Origin of the sequence: Mycobacterium sp. SMC-15 (assembly GCF_045310925.1) — a bacterium.
GTDB lineage: Bacteria > Actinomycetota > Actinomycetes > Mycobacteriales > Mycobacteriaceae > Mycobacterium.
The window spans coordinates 233037-253240 of the sequence record NZ_JBJIAJ010000002.1; the positions used below are offsets into that span (position 1 = coordinate 233037).

11 protein-coding genes are annotated in these 20204 nt (G+C 67.4%); 6 read left to right on the top strand and 5 right to left on the bottom strand.

The features are described 5' to 3' along the window. The first annotated feature begins 298 nt into the window (after positions 1 to 298). Together ACJH71_RS03910 and ACJH71_RS03915 are read left to right on the top strand one after the other, a co-directional pair. A complete protein-coding gene (locus ACJH71_RS03910; RefSeq protein ID WP_406756735.1) occupies positions 299 to 988 on the top strand; it encodes a hypothetical protein in 690 nt (229 codons plus the stop codon). A gap of 636 nt (positions 989 to 1624) precedes the next feature. Further along, the gene (locus ACJH71_RS03915) at positions 1625 to 6202 is read left to right on the top strand and encodes a PE family protein (RefSeq protein ID WP_406756736.1); all 4578 of its coding nucleotides are present in this window, start codon (positions 1625 to 1627) and stop codon (positions 6200 to 6202) included. A 205-nt stretch (positions 6203 to 6407) separates the two neighbouring features. Here ACJH71_RS03915 and ACJH71_RS03920 read toward each other — a convergent pair whose 3' ends face one another. The 5 genes from ACJH71_RS03920 to ACJH71_RS03940 are packed head-to-tail and all read right to left on the bottom strand — an operon-like array spanning position 6408 to position 11472. Further along, a complete protein-coding gene (locus ACJH71_RS03920) occupies positions 6408 to 7238 on the bottom strand; it encodes an ABC transporter permease (RefSeq protein ID WP_024443606.1) in 831 nt (276 codons plus the stop codon). Next, the gene (locus tag ACJH71_RS03925; RefSeq protein WP_406756737.1) at positions 7235 to 8155 is read right to left on the bottom strand and encodes a glycosyltransferase; all 921 of its coding nucleotides are present in this window, start codon (positions 8153 to 8155) and stop codon (positions 7235 to 7237) included. Before ACJH71_RS03925 ends, ACJH71_RS03920 begins: the two co-directional genes overlap by 4 nt. Continuing rightward, entirely contained in the window at positions 8152 to 8961 is an 810-nt protein-coding gene (locus tag ACJH71_RS03930) for an ABC transporter ATP-binding protein (protein ID WP_406756738.1), read from the bottom strand. The genes ACJH71_RS03925 and ACJH71_RS03930 overlap by 4 nt, the downstream gene beginning before the upstream one ends. A 19-nt stretch (positions 8962 to 8980) precedes the next feature. Further along, complete coding sequence (locus tag ACJH71_RS03935) at positions 8981 to 9562, bottom strand: bacterial proteasome activator family protein (protein WP_406756739.1); 582 nt, start codon at positions 9560 to 9562, stop codon at positions 8981 to 8983. Next, a complete protein-coding gene (locus tag ACJH71_RS03940; protein ID WP_406756913.1) occupies positions 9538 to 11472 on the bottom strand; it encodes a DUF6541 family protein in 1935 nt (644 codons plus the stop codon). The genes ACJH71_RS03935 and ACJH71_RS03940 overlap by 25 nt, the downstream gene beginning before the upstream one ends. A 124-nt stretch (positions 11473 to 11596) precedes the next feature. Here ACJH71_RS03940 and ACJH71_RS03945 point away from each other — a divergent pair, with 124 nt between their 5' ends. The 4 genes from ACJH71_RS03945 (at position 11597) to ACJH71_RS03960 (ending at position 19967) form a co-directional block, all read left to right on the top strand. Then, entirely contained in the window at positions 11597 to 12793 is a 1197-nt protein-coding gene (locus ACJH71_RS03945) for a cysteine desulfurase-like protein (protein WP_406756740.1), read from the top strand. A 108-nt stretch (positions 12794 to 12901) separates the two neighbouring features. Then, on the top strand, positions 12902 to 14782 hold the full coding sequence (locus ACJH71_RS03950) for a fatty acyl-AMP ligase (protein WP_406756741.1): 1881 nt from the start codon (positions 12902 to 12904) through the stop codon (positions 14780 to 14782). A 432-nt stretch (positions 14783 to 15214) separates the two neighbouring features. Continuing rightward, positions 15215 to 17518, top strand: coding sequence for a hypothetical protein (locus ACJH71_RS03955; protein WP_406756742.1), 2304 nt, complete (start codon positions 15215 to 15217; stop codon positions 17516 to 17518). A gap of 40 nt (positions 17519 to 17558) precedes the next feature. Beyond that, positions 17559 to 19967 (top strand): hypothetical protein, encoded by a 2409-nt coding sequence (locus ACJH71_RS03960; protein ID WP_406756743.1) that lies wholly within the window; start codon positions 17559 to 17561, stop codon positions 19965 to 19967. Positions 19968 to 20204: the final 237 nt, after the last annotated feature.

A 20204-nucleotide genomic window follows, 5' to 3' on the forward strand; every position in this document is an offset into this window, starting at 1 on the left:
AAAAGAAACACCCCGCACAATCGTGCGGGGTGTTTCTTTTGGTGCATACGGACCGCGGTACCGGATTCAAGATAACGGTGACCGCGTAGGCGTTGTGTGGCCGCGATTCCGCGCGGCAATGGCAACCGCTGGATAGCCGAAAGGCTATGTAGCAGTTGCACTTTGGGAAGTAGTGGATGAAGGCGGCCGTCCGAAACCCGCTACGTGACAAAGCATTCCTCGGGAGTCGCAAACGATTTCATCTCGTGTTCAGTTTTGGGTTCGAAAATTCAGTTGCATTGCAATACAATCAGTCGCCATGTGGACTGCGTCGAACGGATATTCTCGGGCTCTCGCCAGCGCTGCGACCGCTGGTGTGGTCGCGTTTACGGCCGGCGGCGTCACGCCCATTCCTGCCGCGGCGTCCCCCGTGGCCCTTCCGGCAGCGACGGTCTTGACCCCGGTCGAGCTGACGGCGCTGTCCTCCGATTCCAGCCTGATGGACATCATCGGTGCGCTGACGGGATTGAACTGGATTATCCCGATTCTGGATGACCCGGATACCCCGTGGTTCCCGGTCGTGATCGGCCTTGAGGCGCTCGGCGAGTTGTTCTTCGTCATCCCGCTGACGCTGCTGGTCGGTGCGCCGCTGCTGGTGCTCACCGAGGGCTGGCAGGGTATCGAGGACACCATCACGTTGCTGGGCACGGCCGGCGACGCGGTAAAGAGCCTGTTCGACAACATGGTGGAGTGGTACGAGACGCGCAACTGGTTCACCGGTGAGTTGCTCGATCCCGGGAACAGTGCGGCAAGCCTTCTGACCGGCTTGGGCGATGCGCTCCACAGCGGCAGTTGGGCTGACGTGTTCACGCCGGTCAGCTTCGACGCGGTGCTCGGCGCGGACGGTTTCGACGCCGGCCTTCCCGACGTCGGCCTCCCCGACGCCGGCCTTGGCGACGTCGGTCTTCCCGACGTCGGTCTGGGTGACCTGGGCGACCTGCTTGCCTGACCCGCGGGGCCAATACACCCCCTAAGTCTTTTCGCGCCCGGTGTTGCCACGGCGCGACCGGAGCTGCTGTGCGGACCTGAGACCGCTCAGTGAGAACGACGAAATTCCTGGGTTCCGCACGCTGAGGCGGACCAGTGCTAGTCGACGGTGCACCCACACGTCTCCTAACCGGCCCCCGTCGCGGTGTGAGTCGCCCCCGGTGGACATCTGAGCCGCCGATAGCCGCGGTGGTTCCGGGCTCTCAGTCTCGTGGATCACCCGGTTCTGCCGGTCTAGCTACTACCCGAACTTGGTGCGCGGGCGCGCGAGTCGTGCCTTAGCCCATGGTCGGAAGGGTTCTGCTTGCAAACAAGCATCCTTGTTGAGACTTTGCTAGCAACCCATGCAAAACCACAGTATTCGGTTCGATGTGGGCTGGAAACTCTGGTTATAACTCTCCTTATAATTGCACCAAAGTCCTCTCGATAAGACAGCTTTCTATGTATATCGCCAGGTAGGACAGTCTTAGGAGTTCCACAAAGCTGTCATTCGACGAAATTGGTTGCCGAATTCGAAACGGGTCTGTTACCTTAACGCGAGCTAAGCAATTTACGTCCGTGTCAACCGCCAAGAGCTCAACTGCCTGGGGAGAATCTCATGTCACACCGCTCTGCTACCAAGACCGCAAAAAGCCGAGTCAGCCGCGCTGTGGGGGCCACCAGCGCAGTGGGAGCGTTCCTGGCTTTCGGCATGACGCCGCTGACGGCGGCGCCGGCCAGTGCCGATGGACTCGACGGTCTATTCGACGACTTGTTCAGCTGGATCGAGCCGCCGGCGGCGGACACGTCCGGGCTTGAATGGCTTGGATTCGACGCGTTAAGCGGCGACTGGGCCGGCGCGGCGGCGGGCACCGACCCGCTGCAGGCCCTCAACGAGCTGGTGGCCAACTCGATCAACATGATCATCTATCAGCCGCTGTATGACATCGGTCAGCTCTTGATCGGCAGCGGCCTGCACCTCGACGGTGTATTCGGCAACGGCGACAACGCCTATGTGGACTTCAACGCCGATGGCGACCTCGTGTATCACGCAGCGAGCGCCGGTGGATTCCTGTTCGGTGACGGCGGTGCCGGTGGGTTCGTCGACGCCGACGGCGACGTGCTGAGCGCGAATGGCGCGGTCCTGCTCGACGCCGAGGGCAACGAGGTCACGCTGGCCGACATCGAGAACGGCACCTACAACTTCGCCGCCGGTTCGACGTTCGACCTCGACGGCGGCAATGCCGGCATGCTCGGCAACGGCGGCGACGGTGGCAGCGGCATCGGTCTGGGCCTGGTCGGCGGCAGCGGTGGAGCCGGCGGCTCGCTGATGGGCAACGGCGGCGACGGGGGCGCCGGTGCGTTCGGCATCGACGGCATCGGCGCGGCCGGCACCGACGGCCTGGTCGGTGGGCTCGGCGGCGCCGGCGGCTTCTTCTTCGGTAACGGCGGCAACGGTGGTACCGGCGGGAACGGCGGTAACGGCGCCGCCGGGACCAACGGCAACGTGGGCGCGGACGGTCTGAGCCCGGTCGGCGGCACCGGGGCCAACGGGCCCGACGGCGGTAACGGCGGCGACGGCACCGATGGCTTTGCCGGCGGTAACGGTGCCATCGGCGGCAACGGCGGCGCTGCCGGCCTGTTCGGCACCTCCGGAGCCGGCGGAAACGGTGGCCTCGGCGGCAACGGCGGTGTCGGCGGTAACGGTGGCAACGGCGGCGCCGGTGGCAACGGTGATGTGAACAACGGGCCCGAGGTCATTCCCGCGGCGCTCATTCCCGCCAGTGACCCGGGCGGCAACGGTGGCGCGGGCGGTACCGGCGGCAACGCCGGCTCCGGTGGCGCCGCGGGTGCCGGTGGCGCCGGCGGTAATGGTGGCGGCGGTGGCTTCTTCGGTGTGCACCCCGCGGGTGCCGCGGGCAACGGCGGCGCCGGTGGCGTCGGCGGTGGTTCCGGGCTGGCCGGCAATGGTGGCGCAGGTGGAAACGGTGGCGCCGGTGGTGGGACCGCGCCGGAAATTGTCACCGAGGCTGCCGGCGATGAACTTGTCGGCGGCGGTGCCGGTGGCGCTGGCGGTGCCGGCGGCAACCTCGGTGCGGTCGGCGCCGGCGGTGCGGGCGGCGCGGCCGGCACCAGCACAGGAGGCTTCGGCGGCACGCCGGGCACCGCAGGTGCGGACGGCGCCGACGGCGCACTGCCGGACACGGTGTCGGGCAACGGCGGTGACGGCGGTGCCGGTGGCGCCGGTATCGGTGGCACGGGCGTATCCGGCGGTGCCGGTGGCGCGGGTGGCAACGGTGGCAGCCATGGCAATGGCGGTAACGGCGGGGTCGGCGGTAACGGCGACCAGGGCGCGGCCGGTTTCGACAGCCAAGATGTGGGCACCGCCGGCGGCGACGGCTCCGTCGGCGGTAACGGCGGCGCTGGCGGCGTCGGCGGTAACGGCGGCTCGGTCTCGGGCAATGGCGGTAACGGTGGCGCCGGTGGTATCGGCGGCACGGGTGGCGGCGGCGGACGCGGCGCGGATTCGAATGACCCGACTGTGGCAGCAGGTGCCGGTGGCAACGCGGGTAACGGTGGCAACGGGGGCGTCGGCGGCAACGGTGGCTCGGCGACCAACGGCAACGGCGGTAACGGCGGCAACAGCGGCAAGGGCGGTAACGGCGGCGTCGGCGGTGAAGGCGGCAATGGCGCCAACGGTGCGAGCGTGAGCCCCTCGGCTGTCCCCAGCGCCCCCAACGAGGGCGCCGCGGGTGCCGGTGGCAACGGCGGCAACGGCGGAGCTGCGGGCGCCACGGCCGGAACCGGTGGCCAAGGCGGCGGTGACGGCCACACCGACGGCACCGATGGCAACCTCGGCCAACTCGGTAACGGTGGCGATGGTGGCGCCGGTGGAATCGGTGGCAACGCCGCTACCGACGCCGAGGGCAGCTTCCTCGGCAACGGGCTGAGCCCGGCCCACGAGGATGCGACGGGCGTGGGTGGCTCCGGCGGCAAGGGTGGCACCGGCGGTACCGGCTACCAGGCCGGCAACGGTGGCTCCGGTGGCACCGGTGGCCAGGGCGTCTACGGCGGCACCGGTGGCCAAGGTGGCACCGGTGGCGCGGTGACGAGCACCGCTGATGGCGGCAACAACACCGGCGGCAACGGTGGTGCCGGTGGTGCCGGTGGCGACGGTTCCGGTCACGGCGGCTACGGCGGCGACGGCGGCGCGGGTGCCAACGCGACCGGTGACCAGACCGCCGGCAATGGCGGCACCGGCGGTAACGGCGGCAACACCACCGGCGAGGGCAACACCGGGGAGAACGGGACGCTGGCCGGCGGGCACGGCGGCAACGGCGGCGCCGGTGGCACCTCCGAGGACGGCCAAGCCGGCAACGGCGGTATCGGCGGTGACGGCGGCACCGGCGCACCCGTGGTCGGCGACCTGCCCAATGTGGGATTGAGCACGGGCGGCTCCGGCGGAACCGGTGGTGCCGGTGGCGCCGCCAGCGGGGCCGGCAACGGCGGTAACGGTGGCAACGGTGGCAACGGCAACACCGGCGGCTTCACCGGTGGTCACGGTGGTGCCGGCGGCAACGGCGGCACCTCCGGCACCGGCACAGCCGGTAACGGTGGCGCCGGTGGCGCGGGCGCCAACGGCGCCGGCATCGGCGACGGCGCGACCGGCGGCAACGGTGGTAACGGCGGTAGCGGCGGGGTCGCCGACGGCCAGACCGCGGGCCAGGGCGGTGGCGGCGGCGGTGGCGGCGGTGGCGCCGTCGTCGCAGGAGTCGACGGCGGCACCGTCACCAACAGCACCGCAACCGGCGGCAATGGCGGCAACGGCGGGGCGGGCAGCACCACCGGCGTCGGCGGCAATGGTGGTGCCGGTGGGCTCGGAGCGGTCATCGCCAGCGGGGCGGGCAGCACCATCGATGACGGCCACATCGCCGGCGGAAACGGCGGCGACGGCGGCGCGAACGGTGTCAACGGCGAGAACGGTGCCGACAACACCCTGGAGGCCCTCGGCGGCGGCACGATCAGCAACGTCACGGTGACCAACGGGCAGGACTCCGATGGCTTCCTCGGCGGCTCTGCCACAGTGTCGGCGACCAACGGTGGCAGCATCACCGACAGCACGGTGACCGGTGGCGCCGCCAGCGCGACCGCCAACGGCGGCGAAGCCGGGCTGAACGCTGACGGGGCGGGCAGCTCGATCACCGGCAGCCACGCGACCGGCGGCAACGGCGGTGGGACCGACGGCAGTGCCGGCGCCGCGGGCGGCGTGGGCGGCAGTGCCGTCATCAACGCCACCGACGGCGCGGCCATCAGCGACACCAACGTCAACGGTGGTGCCGGTGGCGGCGGCGTCGACGGAGGCCAGGGCGGTAACGGCGGATTCGGTCAAGCCGACGCCACCGGTGCTGGCAGCACCATCACCGGGTCTGCTGCCGGCGGTACGGGCGGCGCCGGCGTCAACGGCACCGGTGGTGACGGTGGTAGCGGTCAGCTGATGGTCGACGGTGCCGGCGGCAGCATCGGCGGTGGCGGCAACGACGCGATCGCTCAGGGCGGCAACGGCGGAACCGGAACCGACGGCGGCGTCGGCGGCAACGGCTCCTGGGGCGAGCTGGAGTCCGGCGAGGTCGGCTACGCCGCCACCGGCGGAAACTCCTTCGGCACCTCAACCGGCGGTGACGGCGGTAACGCAACCGGCGCGGGCAGCGTTGGCGGTAACGGCGGCAGCTCGGACATTCAGAGCTCCAAGACCACCGATGGCGGCACGCTGGGCGGTCCGGGCGGAACGGCCAGCGGCACCGCGACCGGCGGTAACGGCGGGGACGCCACCACCGACGAGGCTGGCAACGGTGGCACCGGCGGTGACGGCGGAAAGGCCAGCATCGCCACGGGCGGTAACCCGGACAACGTCGCGAACGGAACCTCGTCCGGCGGCAAGGGCGGCGACGGCCTTGACGGCGGTACCGGCGGCAAGGCCGGGTCGAGCCGGCTCGACGCGTTTGGCACCGGCGTCGGGAACCTGCCATCCATGGCCACCAACGGCACCGCCACCGGCGGCAACGGCGGTAGCGGTACCGGGTCCGGCGCTACCGGCGGCAACGGGACCGACGGCAACATCGTCAACCAGGGCGGAATGCAGACCGACGGACAGACCGCAACCGGCAACAACGGGGCGAACGACCCGGCCACTCCGTAGCTGCAGACGAAAAGGCCCCGGCTCTGGCCGCCTCTGGCGGCCCAGGGTCGGGGCCTTTCCGTTTACCGCGGTGGAATCTGTTGACCCGGCTTACTTCGAGTCCCACGATGCGGCGCCGCGCCGCCGCGATCACCTACGCAACATCCGGCAACACCCGCATGCTCATCACTAGGTGCACAAGTGGCGAGTGTGGCGCGATGATGCGCTACACCCAGTACGCGACCCGTGCCCGGTACTGGCGCAGCACCAGTGCGGCCACCGACCAGCCGACGACGGTCAGCACCAACACCACCGCCCAGTGCCGCAGCGGCTGATGCGCCCCCAGCAGCGGCAGTCGTACCAGGTCCAGGTAATGCATCAGCGGGTTGAACTCCACCACCGCCGTCCACCTAGACGCCCCCTGAGCGCGCAGGGTGTCGTAGTTCCAGATGATCGGCGTCATCAAGAACAGCAGCTGCACCACCGAGAACAACAGCGGGGCGATGTCGCGGTAGCGGGTGGCCAGAATTCCGAAGCACAGCGATACCCACACGCAGTTCAGTGCGATCAGCAGCAGTGCCGGGATCACCGAAAGGTCTGCCCATGACCAGGGTTTCGGGAAGATCAGCGCGATAGGTATGTAGATGACGATGTTGTGCGCGAACAGGATCATCTGTCGCCACACCAGCCGGTATACGTGCACACTCAACGGTGTCGGCAACTGCTTGATCAGCCCCTCGTTGGCGACGAACACATCGGCGCCCTCGAGGATGGCCGCGTTCAACAGGTTCCACACGATCAGCCCGAGCGTCACGTACGGCAGGTGCACCGACAGGTCCAGGTGAAACAGCTTGGAGTACAGCCCGCCCATCGCCACCGCGGTGGTGGCGGTGCCGATGGTGATCCAGAACGGACCCAGCACACTGCGCCGGTAACGCTGCTTGATGTCCTGCCATCCCAGGTGCAGCCACAGCTCGCGGCGGCCGAATCCGTCCACCAGATCGGCCCGCGCCCGCGCGAAACTCTTGGACTCCGCGGCCACATCGGTGAAACTCATTGCTGCCCCTCGGGTTTGGCGAACTGCTCTCGACGTCCCAGCCGGCGCAGCCGGACCCATTCGATCAGGCCGGCCGGGTCGCGGCGTGACACCAGGAAGAACCAGCCGAACCGCAGCCACTCCTGAACCAGCAGCCGCCGCAGCCCGGGCTGGGCCATCAGGTAGCCGCGGTTGCGGTAGGTGAAATACCGCTTCGTCGCGTTGTCCGGGTACTGGGTGTGCATCCGGCCGCGCAGGATCGGCTTGAACTCCTCCGACCCGCACGGGTGCAGGTACGCCGCGGTCAGGCACGTCCCGAATGGCAGGCCGGAGCGCACCAGCCGCCGGTGTACCTCTACCTCGTCGCCGCGGATGAACAGCCGCAGATCCGGCACCCCCACCGCGTCGAGCGCGTCGGCGGTGAACAGCGCCCCGTTGAACAGCGACGCGATCCCCGGAAGCAGATCCTCACCCACTGCGCCACTGCGCAATTCGCGCACCTCGCGACGCCACACCAGCCCGCGCCGCAGCGGGAAGGCGAGCCGGGACGGGTCGTCGATGTTGCACACCATCGGTGATACCTCGGCCAGCTGATGCTTGGCGGCGCAGTCCAGCAGTGCCGCCAGCACGCCGGCATCCGCCGGACGACCGTCGTCGTCGGCCAGCCACACCCAGTCCGCGCCGGCGGCCAGGGCGTGCAGGATCCCCAGTGCGAAACCGCCTGCGCCGCCGAGGTTTCGCCGCGAACCAAGGTAGGTAGAGGTCACCGGTTGCCCCGCTACCAGCTCGCGCACCGTGGCGTCTCCAGAAGAGAAGTCGTTGTCGACCACGATCACGTGGTCGGGTGTCCGGGTCTGGCCGGTCAGCGCCTTCAGCGATTCGGCCAGCTGCTGCGGGCGCCGGTGGGTGACGACGACAGCGTAGACAGTGTCGGTCACGCCTGATCCCTGGCCTGCGTCTCGGCAAGCACCTCGCGCACGTGCCGGGCCGCATCCGGGCCTTCGTAGGCGCCCACCACCTCCTCGATCCCTCCGGTCATCCGGATGGTGCCGTGGTCTATCCACATCGCGGTCTTGCACAGTCGGGCCAAGAATTCGTTGGAGTGGCTGGCGAACACCAGGATTCCGGATCGCTCCACCAGCTTCTGGAGCCGGGTCTGGGCCTTCTTCAAGAACTCGGCGTCCACGGCGCCGATACCCTCGTCGAGCAACAGGATCTCCGGGTCGATGCTGGTGACCACGCCCATCGCCAACCGCACCCGCATACCGGTGGAGTAGGTGCGCAGCGGCATCGCCAGATAGTCGCCCAGCTCGGTGAATTCGGCGATCTCGTCGACCTTGGCGGCCATCTGCTTGCGGGTCTGGCCGAGGAACAGTCCGCGGATGATGATGTTCTCGTAGCCGGAGATCTCCGGGTCCATGCCCACGCCCAGATCGAACACCGGCGCCACCCGCCCGACTACCGTTGCCGACCCGCGCGTCGGCTCGTAGATCCCCGAAAGCAGCCGCAGCAGTGTGGATTTGCCCGCACCGTTGTGCCCGACCAAGCCGACCCGGTCGCCCAACGACAGCGACATGGTGATGTCGCGCAGCGCCTCGACCACCACCACGTTGGAGTTGTTGCGCCCGATCGCCCCGCCGGCCTTGCCGAGGAACGCTTTCTTCAGCGACCGTGCCTTGGCGTCGAAAATGGGGAACTCGACCCAGGCGTCGCGGGTTTCGATACGAGGATCGTTGGCAGCCATGGCAATTCCGCTTGCAGGCTTACAGATACTGGCCGGAGCCGGTGTGGCCCTGGGCGTGACCGCCGCCGGCGGCGCCGAGGGGCAGCGCACCGTGGCGCATCTGCTCCAGCTGCGCGCGAGCAGCCATCTGCTGGGCGAACAGTGCGGTCTGGATGCCGTGGAACAGGCCCTCGAGCCAGCCCACCAGCTGGGCTTGGGCGATTCGCAGCTCGGCATCTGACGGTGTGACGTCCTCGCGCAGCGGCAGGGTCAGCCGGTCCAGCTCCTCGCGCAGCTCCGGGGCCAGGCCGTCCTCGAGTTCGCGAATGCTGGCGGAGTGGATCTCGCGCAGCCGTGCCCGGCTCGCGTCATCGAGCGGTGCGGCGCGCACCTCCTCGAGCAGTTGCTTGATCATGGTGCCGATGCGCATCACCTTGGCGGGCTGCTCGATCAGGTCGGTCAGCGACGCCTCGTCATCATTGGCGGTGTCAGTGGAGCTGTTGAGTCCGGCCGCCAGCAGCCGCGGGTCGGCACCGCTGATGATCTCGACGCCATCTGCGCTGTCCATGTCGTCTGCGCCGCTGCTGCCGCTGGTGCTCACCGTGCTCCGCCTCCCTGCCATTCGTAGATGCTGGCCCCGCCATTGTCGTAGATCTTGGCCCACGACCGCGATTTCTCCAGTGACACTAGCCCGTCGGGCAGGGTGAACCCGCGGACCGTCGGGCTGCTGATCAGCACGTAGCGGATATTGAGGTCGTGCACGGCGGCCGCTACCCGCGGATCGGTGTCTGCGTCGTCGGCGTAGGCCCAGAAGACGAACCGTTCCGGGCCCGGGCCCTGCTGCTGAGGATAGTCATAGTGCGTCCACAGCGGGTGCAGGTCGGCGACCGCGTACATCCAGGCGCTGCCGTCGACGTTGGCGTTACCGATCACGGTGTCGTGGGCCCCGGGCAGGTCGGCCAGGAAGGCGTACGCCTGCAGGTCGCGGGAGTCGACCATCACCGAGTCGTACTTGTCGCCGAACAAGAACGCGTGCCGCGGCAGGTAGTGCCAGGCCAACCCGACCGTCGTCGCCACCAGCAGCAGGCCGGTCAGCACCGGCCGCGCCCGCGCGCCCACCGGTTTGGAAATCAGCCCGGCCAGCGCCGCCAGGCCCACTCCGGCCATCGGGACCAACAGCAGCGTCATCGCCGCCATGATCCGGCGCGGGTCGCTGTAGAACAGGTCGGTGAAGGTGCCCACCACTTTGCCCACCGGGCCGCCGAGCGGAGCCGAGGACTGCACCACTCCCACCACCAGCACCGCCCATAGCGCCAACGGCCACCACACCTTGCGGGCCACCAACACCGCTGCACCCGCCGCGGCCAGAGCCACCAGCGCGTATTGGATCGGAAAGTCGTTGAGGTGGCGGGTGTGCATCAGCAGTGCGTCCCGCAAACCCGATTTGCGGCCCTCGTGGGTCAGGAACGCGTGCCCGGCGATGATCTCGGCCTGCTTGCGCACACTGAGCAGTTGCGGCAACAGCAGCAGCCCGGTCGGGATCAGGACCCCGGCCAGGGCCAGGGTGTCACGCCGCTTCCCGCGCAGCGGATTCCACAGCGTGCCATCGCAGGGACTGAGCCACCAGGCCGCCACCAGCAAGACCGTGACCACGCCCCCGGTCAGGTGTACCGAGAACGCGCCCAACAGCGCCAGCACCGCCACGCACATCCGGTCCCGCAGGGTGCGCACCGCGGTGATCAGTGCGAACGCCGGCGCCACCAGTCCGTAGGCCACCAGATTGGGCATGGCGGCGGTGCCGAACTCGACGTAGGGCAGCGCGGTGAAGGACGCCGACAGCGCGGCAGCGGTGCCCGCGGACACCGCCGTCACGGCCGTGCTCGTCACTCGCTGCAGCAGATTCCAGGTGAGCAGCGCGGCGCTGACCGGGAACAGCCACACCGAGGCGGCCAGGCCGGCCAGGGTGTAGCCGGTGGTGGGTGCGGCGCCGGTCAGTTGGCACAGCACCGCGGTCAGCGCGTGGAATGCCGACGGGTAATACAGCGAGGCGTGGGTTTCGACGTTGCGCAGCTCGCCCATGTGGGTCGGTGAGGCCTGGCCGGTGTCGAGGATGAAGCGGACGGTGTTGGCGTGCCACACCGCGTCCCAGGTGCTGGGAATGCTCTGCCAGTCCGGTATTCCCCGCACCGCTGCCCAGCCGATCAGCAATACGCCCAGCAGCGTTCCGGCGGCCACCGTGACTATTGGCCACAACGCCGGCGAGGGAGCCGCCACATGGATGCCGGGACGGCGCTCCAGCAAAGTTCGCATTCCCCGCGACAGGCCGGCCACCGCGGCGCCGACTACCACCAGTGCGGCCGCTGCAGTGGTTGCGTTCCAAGGGATTCCGACGGCGCCGAAAGGGACGATGGCCAGGCCTACGACTCCGTAGGTAAGTGCCGGGCCTAGCGCTACGGCTAATGGCCAGTTCAGCCCGGCGCCGGCCGCTACGAGCGCGCCCGGTCCTACCAGTAGCAAAAGCGCGGCGACCATTCCGAAGCCAAGAAGCACTGCACTAGTATGTCTGCCAAGGTGGCCTGGCTCCGTATTGCGGGGGAGCTATCTCGTTATCCGAGACGTTCACCGATCGATCTTGAGAAGTTTTAAGGTGGCTGGCATGGCCTATGACGTCGCTCGCGTGCGTGGATTGCACCCGACGCTCGGTGACGGATGGGTTCATTTCGATTCGCCCTCGGGCATGTTGATTCCGGACTCGGTGGCCACCACCGTGTCGACCGCCTTCCGGGGGTCGTTGGCGAAGGCGGCCGGCCCGCACCCGGCGGCCCGGCGCAGTGCCGCGGTGTTGGTCGCGGCCCGCCAGGCGGTGGCCGATCTGGTGGGCGCCGATCCCGCCGCGGTGGTGCTGGGTCCGGATCGCGCCGTGTTGTTGAGCGCGTTGGCCGATGCCGCGTCGTCGCGGGTGAGCCTGGGCTACGAGACAGTGGTCACCCGTCTCGACGACGAGGCCAACATCGCCCCCTGGGTGCGAGCCGCCAACCGCTATGGCGCCAAGCTCAAATGGGCCGAGGTCGACATCGAGACCGGGGAGCTGCCCAGCTGGCAGTGGGAGAACCTGATCACCCCGTCCACCCGGCTGGTGGCACTGACCTCGGGGTCGGGGGTGCTGGGCACCGTCACCGATCTTCGGCCGGTCACCAAGCTGGTCCACGATGCGGGCGGCGTGGCGGTCGTCGACCACTCGGCCACGGCGCCGTACCAACTGCTCGACATCAACGAAGTCGACGCAGACGTGGTGGCCGTCAACGCGGCCTCCTGGGGCGGGCCGCCGGTGGGTGCGTTGGTCTTTCGCGACCCGGCGCTGATCGACACCTTCGGGTCGGTGTCGTTGGACCCGCACGCCGTGGGCCCGGCCCGACTGGAAGTCGGTCTGCACCAGTTCGGTCTGCTGGCCGGGCTGGTGGCCAGTGTCGAGTACCTGGCTTCGCTGGACGAGTCGGCCCGGGGCAGCCGGCGCGAGCGGCTGGCGGTATCGATGCAGTCCGCCGCGGCGTATCTGAACCGGCTGTTCGAGTACCTGTTGAGCTCGTTGCGGTCGCTGCCGCTGGTGATGCTGATCGGCCAGCCCGAGGCGCGCATCCCGGTGGTCAGCTTCGCAGTACAGAAGGTGCCGGCCGAGCGAGTGGTGCAGCGACTGGCCGACAACGGCGTACTGGCGATCGCCAATGCCGGATCCCGGGTGCTGGATGCGATCGGGGTCAATGACATCGGGGGAGCGGTCACCATCGGGCTGGGCCACTACTCGACGATGGCCGAAGTGGACCAGCTGGTTCGGGCGCTGGCGTCGCTGGGCTGACGTACGCCGCAGCTGGTATCACGCGTTTCCTCATTCGTGGCCGGCCGTTGGCACGCAAGCTACGCTGTGGGCCGTTACCGCGAAGCACCCCTGAAGGTTGATCAGAAGATGGCAGAGCCGACGACTTCCCTGGCCCCCCTGGCTTTGGAAACCCTCATTGACCTGATGCAGCAGCAGGCCGCGCGTCTGGGAGATACGCCCGCCTTCATCTTCTGCCCCGAAGGCGACATCGAAGAGGACCGAATCACCTACCGCGAACTGGACCGGCGCGCCCGCTCGATCGCGACGACCCTGCAGCGCCAGGGCGCCGCCGGTGAGCGCGTACTGGTGCTCTGCCGCCCCGGGGTAGACAGCATCGTCGGACTGTTCGGCTGTTTTTACGCCGGCGCCGTCGCCGTCCCGGTCGACGAACACTGGCCGATCCGGCGGATCGAAACCGTCGTCCCCGAAGCGGATGCGCGCTTCGCGCTGGCGACGGCCAAAACCCAGGCCAAGATGAAGTCTGCGGTCGATGGTCTCAGTGCTGGGCCGAAGCTGACCTGGCTGGCCATGGATGAGGTCTCCGACGACGGGTCGGCCTGGGAGCGGCAGGACATCGGCGCGGACAGCCTCGCCATGATCCAGTACACGTCGGGGTCCACCGGGGTGCCGAAGGGTTGCGTGCTGACCCACCGGAATTATCTGAGCAACCTCGAGGTCATGCGGTGGGCCCTGAACCCAGCCGACGACGCACCAGTGATGAACAGCCCGATCAGCGGGGTGTCCTGGCTGCCGCAGTACCACGACATGGGCTTCGTCGGGGGCATCTTGGGCACCATCTACGGTGGCCGCACCACGGTGCTGATGTCGCCGAGCGCCTTCCTGATGCGCCCGATCCGCTGGTTGCAGGCGATTTCGCGCTACCAGGCGACCATCACCGCCGCGCCGAACTTCGCCTACGAGGCCTGCGTCAAACGCAGCACCCCAGAACAGATTGCCGCGCTTGATCTGTCGAGCCTGTCGATCGCCGTGATCGGCGCTGGGCCGATCAGCGCTGAGACGCTGCGGTCCTTCACCGAGGTGTTCGCGCCGGCCGGCTTCCGTCCCGAGGCCTTCATTCCCGCTTACGGGCTGGCCGAGGCAACGCTGGGCGTGACGGGCATGTCTGAGTCGCCGGTGCCCGTGGTCCGGCACATTGATCGGTCCGCGCTCAGTGAGGAACGGGTCGTCGAGGTGAAAGCCGACGCCGCCGGGGCGGTGCCCCTGGTGGGCTGTGGCGTCAAGCCGGAGACGCAGGAAGTCCTGATCGTCGATCCCGAGACCCGGCTACGCCGCGCCCCTGACGAAGTGGGCGAGATCTGGGTATCGGGGCCGAGCGTTGGTGTGGGCTACTGGGGCCGTCCCGAGGAGACCGAGCACGCGTTTGCGGCACACCTGGCCGACACGGGCGAGGGGCCCTACCTGCGCAGTGGCGACCTGGGGTTCTTCTCTGGCGGCGAGCTGTTCGTCACCGGCCGGTGCAAGGACTTGATGACGATCGGCGGGTACAGCCACTACCCCAATGACATCGAGCTGACCGTGCAGGCATGCCACCCGGCGCTGATGCCCAGCCGGGGTGCGGTGTTCCAGTTGCCGACCGAACGCTACGCCCCGGAATACCTGGTGGTGGTGCAGGAGGTACATCACCACGAGGCCGCCGGCATCGATCCCCACGACCTGATCGAAGCGATCCGGGGGGCGGTCCGCGCCCACCACGGCATCGAGGCGCAGGCCGTCGTACTGCTCAAGCCGATGCGGATACCGACCACCACCAGCGGCAAGATTCAGCGCGGTGCGTGCCGCGACCAGTATGTCGCCGGTGAACTGACCGTGCTGGCGGAGTGGGCGCAGCCGCGGCCGGGCAAAGCCGCCCCGGGGCTCAAGGGTGCGCTGTTGGCCGGACTGGGCCGGATGGTCGCGTCGGCGTTGGCGCACGACCAGAGACCGCAGGACGGGCCGGACCGGGCCTGACTTCAAGGCCCGCTGGGACCGCCGCTGCTGCCCGGCTGACTTTAAGGCGCTGGCCCCGCAGGCCCAGGTTCGACTTCCCGGCGCCGGCTGCTTGTCCTGACGGTGGGGCGGAGTCCGCACCCGGGTGTCGAGTTTCCCGGTAGCCGCTCGGGCTCTGTCGGCGGCGCCATCCGCCGTCAAAACGTCCCTACCTCAGCGTCGCCACACCCGCAGAATAATCATTAACAAAACCCAAGAGTTGCGCTTGGGTTCAGGGTGCACACCTCGGTGACATGGGGATACGTCTTTCCTGCCTGATGGACATCTATCGCCTCACGTGCAATCAACCAGGGTTTTTACGACTGTTTTCCTTATAAAAATTACGGTTCGACAAAGCGGAAAACTCATGTAAGTTTAAGCAACGTCCGTAGTCAGTGTCCGTAGGAGAGCATGATGCAGCTCGCGCTTCGCCCGTACGTCACCCCCGGTGTCGCGATCGCGGGTGCCGCGTTGATCGCGGTCAACGGGGCCGTTCCCGCGGCGGTGCTGCGGCCTCAGGTTGAGCCTCGCCAGTCCTATGAGTTGGTCCAGCACCATCCTGTGAAGCTCACGGCCGATTTCTTCGGACCGTGGCAGGACCTGTTCAACAACACCGCCACCAACCTGGTGGCGATGGGATCTGACAACGGGTGGATCAACCTGCTCGAGCAGATCTTCAGCGACCCGAGTTCGCTGTCGCGGCTGCCGGAGGTCTTCGACTTCCTGACCAGCATCATGCCTTCGATCAGCGGCTCCGACCCGCTCATGGTTCTGCTCTCGCCGATCCTGACCATCGGCATGGGGATCATCGGCCCGCTGGTCACGGTCAACGACGCGATGCAGGACATCCTCAACGAGATCTTCAACCCCAACGACCCGCTGGACCCGTTCGCGGCCATCTTCACCGCGGTCCCGCGCCTCCTCGACGCGTGGTTGAACGGCACCAGCACCATCGATGTGGCCGGCATCAGCATCCCCGTCTTCAACGGCCTCCTGGTCCCGGGTCAGAACCTGATCATCGACCAGACGGCCGAGGAGCTGGCCAACAACCTCAACATCGGCAACCAGACCATCGCCAGCCTGCTCGACCAGACCGGCATCGGCACGATGCAGGTGGCCGGGATGTTGACCGGCCTGCTGGACAGCCTCGGCATGGGCGACGACACCCCGGTCGACGTCATCAACGCCCTCGGCCTGGGCAGCCTCGAGGTCTCCAGCGTGCTGAGCACCGTCTTCGACGCGGTGGGCATCGGCAACCCCACCATCGCTGAGCTCATGGACCAGCTGGGTATCGGCAACGTTCAGGTCGCCGACCTTGCGATCGACTTCACCCATGCCCTGGGCTTCGACAACCCGACGGTCGTCGACATCGCGGGCGACGTCGGCTTGGCCGACCTCAAGCTGGCCGACCTGGGCATGGACGTGCTCAACGCGCTGGGTATCGGAGACCCGACGGTCAACGAGCTCCTCGGTGACATCGGCGCCGGCGACCTGACGCTCAACGGCCTGCTCCAGACGGCGGTGGAAGCGCTGGGTCTGGGCGGTCAAACCCCGGCGGACCTGCTCGACGCCACCGGCCTCGGTGCCCAGACCACCCACGAGTTCATCACCTCGCTGCTCGGCGGGTTGGGCCTGGGCAACCAGACGATGATGGACCTGCTCAGCCAGGCCGGCCTTGCCGACGCGGACATGTCCCAGCTGATCGTCAGCATCCTCGGTCCCTCCGGCGACGCCACGGTGGCCGACATCATGGGTTACGCGGGCTTCGGCACTGTGACGGTCGGGGACATCACCGACCTGTTGGGCATCACCAACCTGTCGCTGGGCACGATTCTCGGCAACCTGTCCTACATCACCGGCAACCTGACGATCAACGACATGCTCGTCGCCACCGGCATGACCCCGCTGGACAAGGGCGGTGACGCCCTGCTGTCCGACTCCCTGGCCGGTACGACCATCGCCACCTTCCTGGGCGACCAGCTGAACGACCCGCTCATTTCGATGCTCGGCCCCACCGGCGAGATGACCCTCGCCGAGATGATCCAGACGAACTTCGCGATGACCCTGGGTCAGATGCTCGAACAGTCGGGCATGGCCGATCAGACCCTGACCGACCTGGTACTGGCCGGTATGCCTGACCAGCCGCTCTCGGAGCTGCTCGGCGTCATGGGCAGCACCACCCTGGCGGACCTGATCAACCAGCTGGTGCCCGCCGACCAGACCATCATCGACATGCTCAGCGCGTCCGGTCTGGGCGACCAGACCATGAGTGAACTGCTCACCCAGACCTTCGGTGACCAAACCGTCGCCAACGCACTGGATGACGGCGGACTGGGCAGCATGCACCTCGACGACATCATTCGTCAGGCGCTGGGACCGCAGACCCTCAACGACATGCTCAACGACTTCGGCCTCGGCGGCCAGTCGCTCAGCGACCTGTTCGACCAGTTCTTCGGCATCACCACCATCGCCGACCAGATGCTCGCCCTGGGCTTGGGCGATCAGACGCTCAACGAGCTGATCGATTCGCTGTTCGGGACCTCGACGGTCAGTGCACTGCTCGGCGACTTCGGCACCCAGACCGTCGACGAACTCCTGACCTCCATGGGCCTCGGCGATATGACCGTGATCAACGCGCAGATCAGCGAGTTCTGGGGCTCGATGTCCTACTGGCTTGACGGCCTAGGGGACCAAATCACGGCGGTGCTCGGTGGCTAAGCGACAGGAAAACTTCGGAACTTCCGTCCGGGAGGGCGTCATGCAGCAAACACTTCGTCCGTACGTCACCACCGGCCTGGCTGTTGTCGGGGTGGGCCTGGTCGCGGTCCCCCCCGTGGCCTCGAACCTGCCGCAGCTTTCCCATCAGCTCGCGATGGTCGAGCAGCGTGGCGTTGCGCTCACGTCGGGCTTCTTCTCGCCCTACACCGACCTGTTCGAGCACACCATCGCGAGCCTGCAGGCGCTGAACCAGAACTCAGTGGACATGTGGGGTCTGCTGCAGCACATCATCACGAACCCGCAAGAGGCCATCAACGGCATCCCGGATGTCATCAACATCTTCACCAACGCGATGCCCACCGTCGGCTTCCAGATGTTCCCGTTCCCCGCGGAGCTCGACCTGCAGCTACCGACGTGGGCGGCTTCCCTGCTCGCAGGAATTGGCCCATGGGTGACTATGGGCAACGCGTTCCAGCAGGTTATGGACGAAATCTTCGGCAACCTGTTCACCGACCCGATGAAGGCGTTCTCGGCGCTGATCGGTGCGCCGGCGACGCTGTTGGACGCCTTCCTCAACGGCAGCACCGGGGCCTCCTTCGGGGGCGCCTACTTCCCGTTGTTCAACGGCCTCTTGACCCCCGGACAGCCGATCGACGCCAACTTCAATATCGGTGATGTGGTCGATCTGTCCGGCATGGGTGACACCACCATCACCCAGCTGCTGTCGCAGGCCGGTATCGGCGATGTTCCCCTGGAAACGCTGATCATCGACATGCTCGACGGGCTCGGCTTTGGCCACATGACGCCGGTGGACCTGCTCAACGACATGGGCATCGGCACCCAGTCGCTCTCCGAGCTGCTGATCGGCGTCTTCAACGAGGCCGGCATCGGCAACCCCACCATCGCTGAGCTCTTGGAGAGCCTGGGCGGAATCGAGCCCGGCGACTCGGTCGCCAGCCTGCTGATCGCACTGCTCAACCAGACCGACATCGGCAACCCCAGCCTGTCCGAGCTCATCCTGAGCTTCGTCGGCGGTGACGACGCCACCGTCGGTGGCCTGATCAAGGATCTGCTCGGCGCTACGGGCAACGAATCCCTGGCCAGTCTGATCGACCCGACCTGGACCGTCGGCGGATTGCTGACCGATGCGCTGGGCGACCCCCCACTGACCGATTTCTTCGAGCAGATGGGCCTCGGCAACATCACCATCGGCGCGCTCGCCGGAATGTTGGGCGAGTACGGCGACCAGACGCTGGTCGACCTGCTCAACGAGGGCTTCCTCGGACCGGACATCAGCGGCAGCACCCCGCTGATGGAAATGATGCTCTCGATGTTCCCGCCCGGCGCCACCTTGGGCGACCTGATGGGCCCCTTCGGCAGCCAGACCCTCGGCGATCTGATGGAGATGATGCCGATCGGCGAGAACACCATGGGGTACGACCCCACCACTCCGGTGACCGACGTTGTGCTCGTGGACTTGATGTACACGCTCCCCAGCCCAGAGCCGGGTTACGCGAACCTGGCCGAGACGCCGTTGGGCGTGCTCGCCCCGGATCAGGCCGCCCTGCTCGAGAAGGCCGGCAACCCGACCCTCGGCGCGGTGATGGGCACCAACACCGTCGGCCAGGTTCTCGAGAACATGCACCTGTACGACGTCACCATTTTCCAAGGCCTTGACGCCATGGGCCTCGGGAACTACACGCTGGAGACGTTGTTCGACGGTCTGGGCAACATGACCGGCAATGTCACTCTGGAGCAGTTCTTGCTGGCCTGGGGCTTCGACCCGAGCCTGACGGAGCTCATGGAGAGCGCCGTCGCCGGACTGGGGCTGACCGACACCACGCTGCTGTCCCTGTTCGAGGACTGGGGCATGGGTAGCGTCAGTCTGTCCGGCCTGATCGACAGTCTCGGCCTGAACGACATGTACATCCAGGCGATTTTCAACAACCTCGGCCTGAACAACATCGACATCGACATGTTCATCGACCGCCTCGGGCTGAGCAGCATCTCGATCGCCGGCATTCTCAACGGCTTGGGCCTGAACGACCAGAGCCTCGACGAGTTCATCAACAGCCTGTTGGGCGGTGTCTCGATCGACAGCATCCTCAATGGCTTGGGGCTGGACGAGGTGCACTTGGACACGTTCATCACCGACCTGATGACCAGTGTGCTCGGCGATCCCACCCTGGGCACCTTCCTCGGCTGGATCGGCCTGGACACCTTCGACCTGGACACCATCGTCGCCAACCTCGGCCTCGGCGGTATCACGATCAACTCGCTGCTCACCGATCTCGGCTTCGGCAGCCTCGACATCAACGGCCTGATCGACGGGCTGGGGCTGTCCGACGTGGGCTTGCTGGGCATCAACGGCAACTTCTTCGGCGTGGCGTCGGAGTGGCTCAACGACATTCCGAACCAGATCGCCGCGGCGTTGGGCTTCTACGGCTGAGCCTGCTGAGCAAGCCGCCAAATCCAAACTTCATGACAGACAAAGCGAGCACAACTGTGGGCCACACAGATAGGAAAACCCAAATGGCAGTAGGACGTAACGCTTCGGGCAACGGCAGTTCACGTCGGCGTGGCCGCCGTCTGTTGGGTGCCGGTAGTGCGGTTGGGGCGTTTTTGGCGTTTGGGTTGTCGCCGTTGTCTTCGGCGCCTGTTGCGCATGCTGATGAGCTGGATTGGG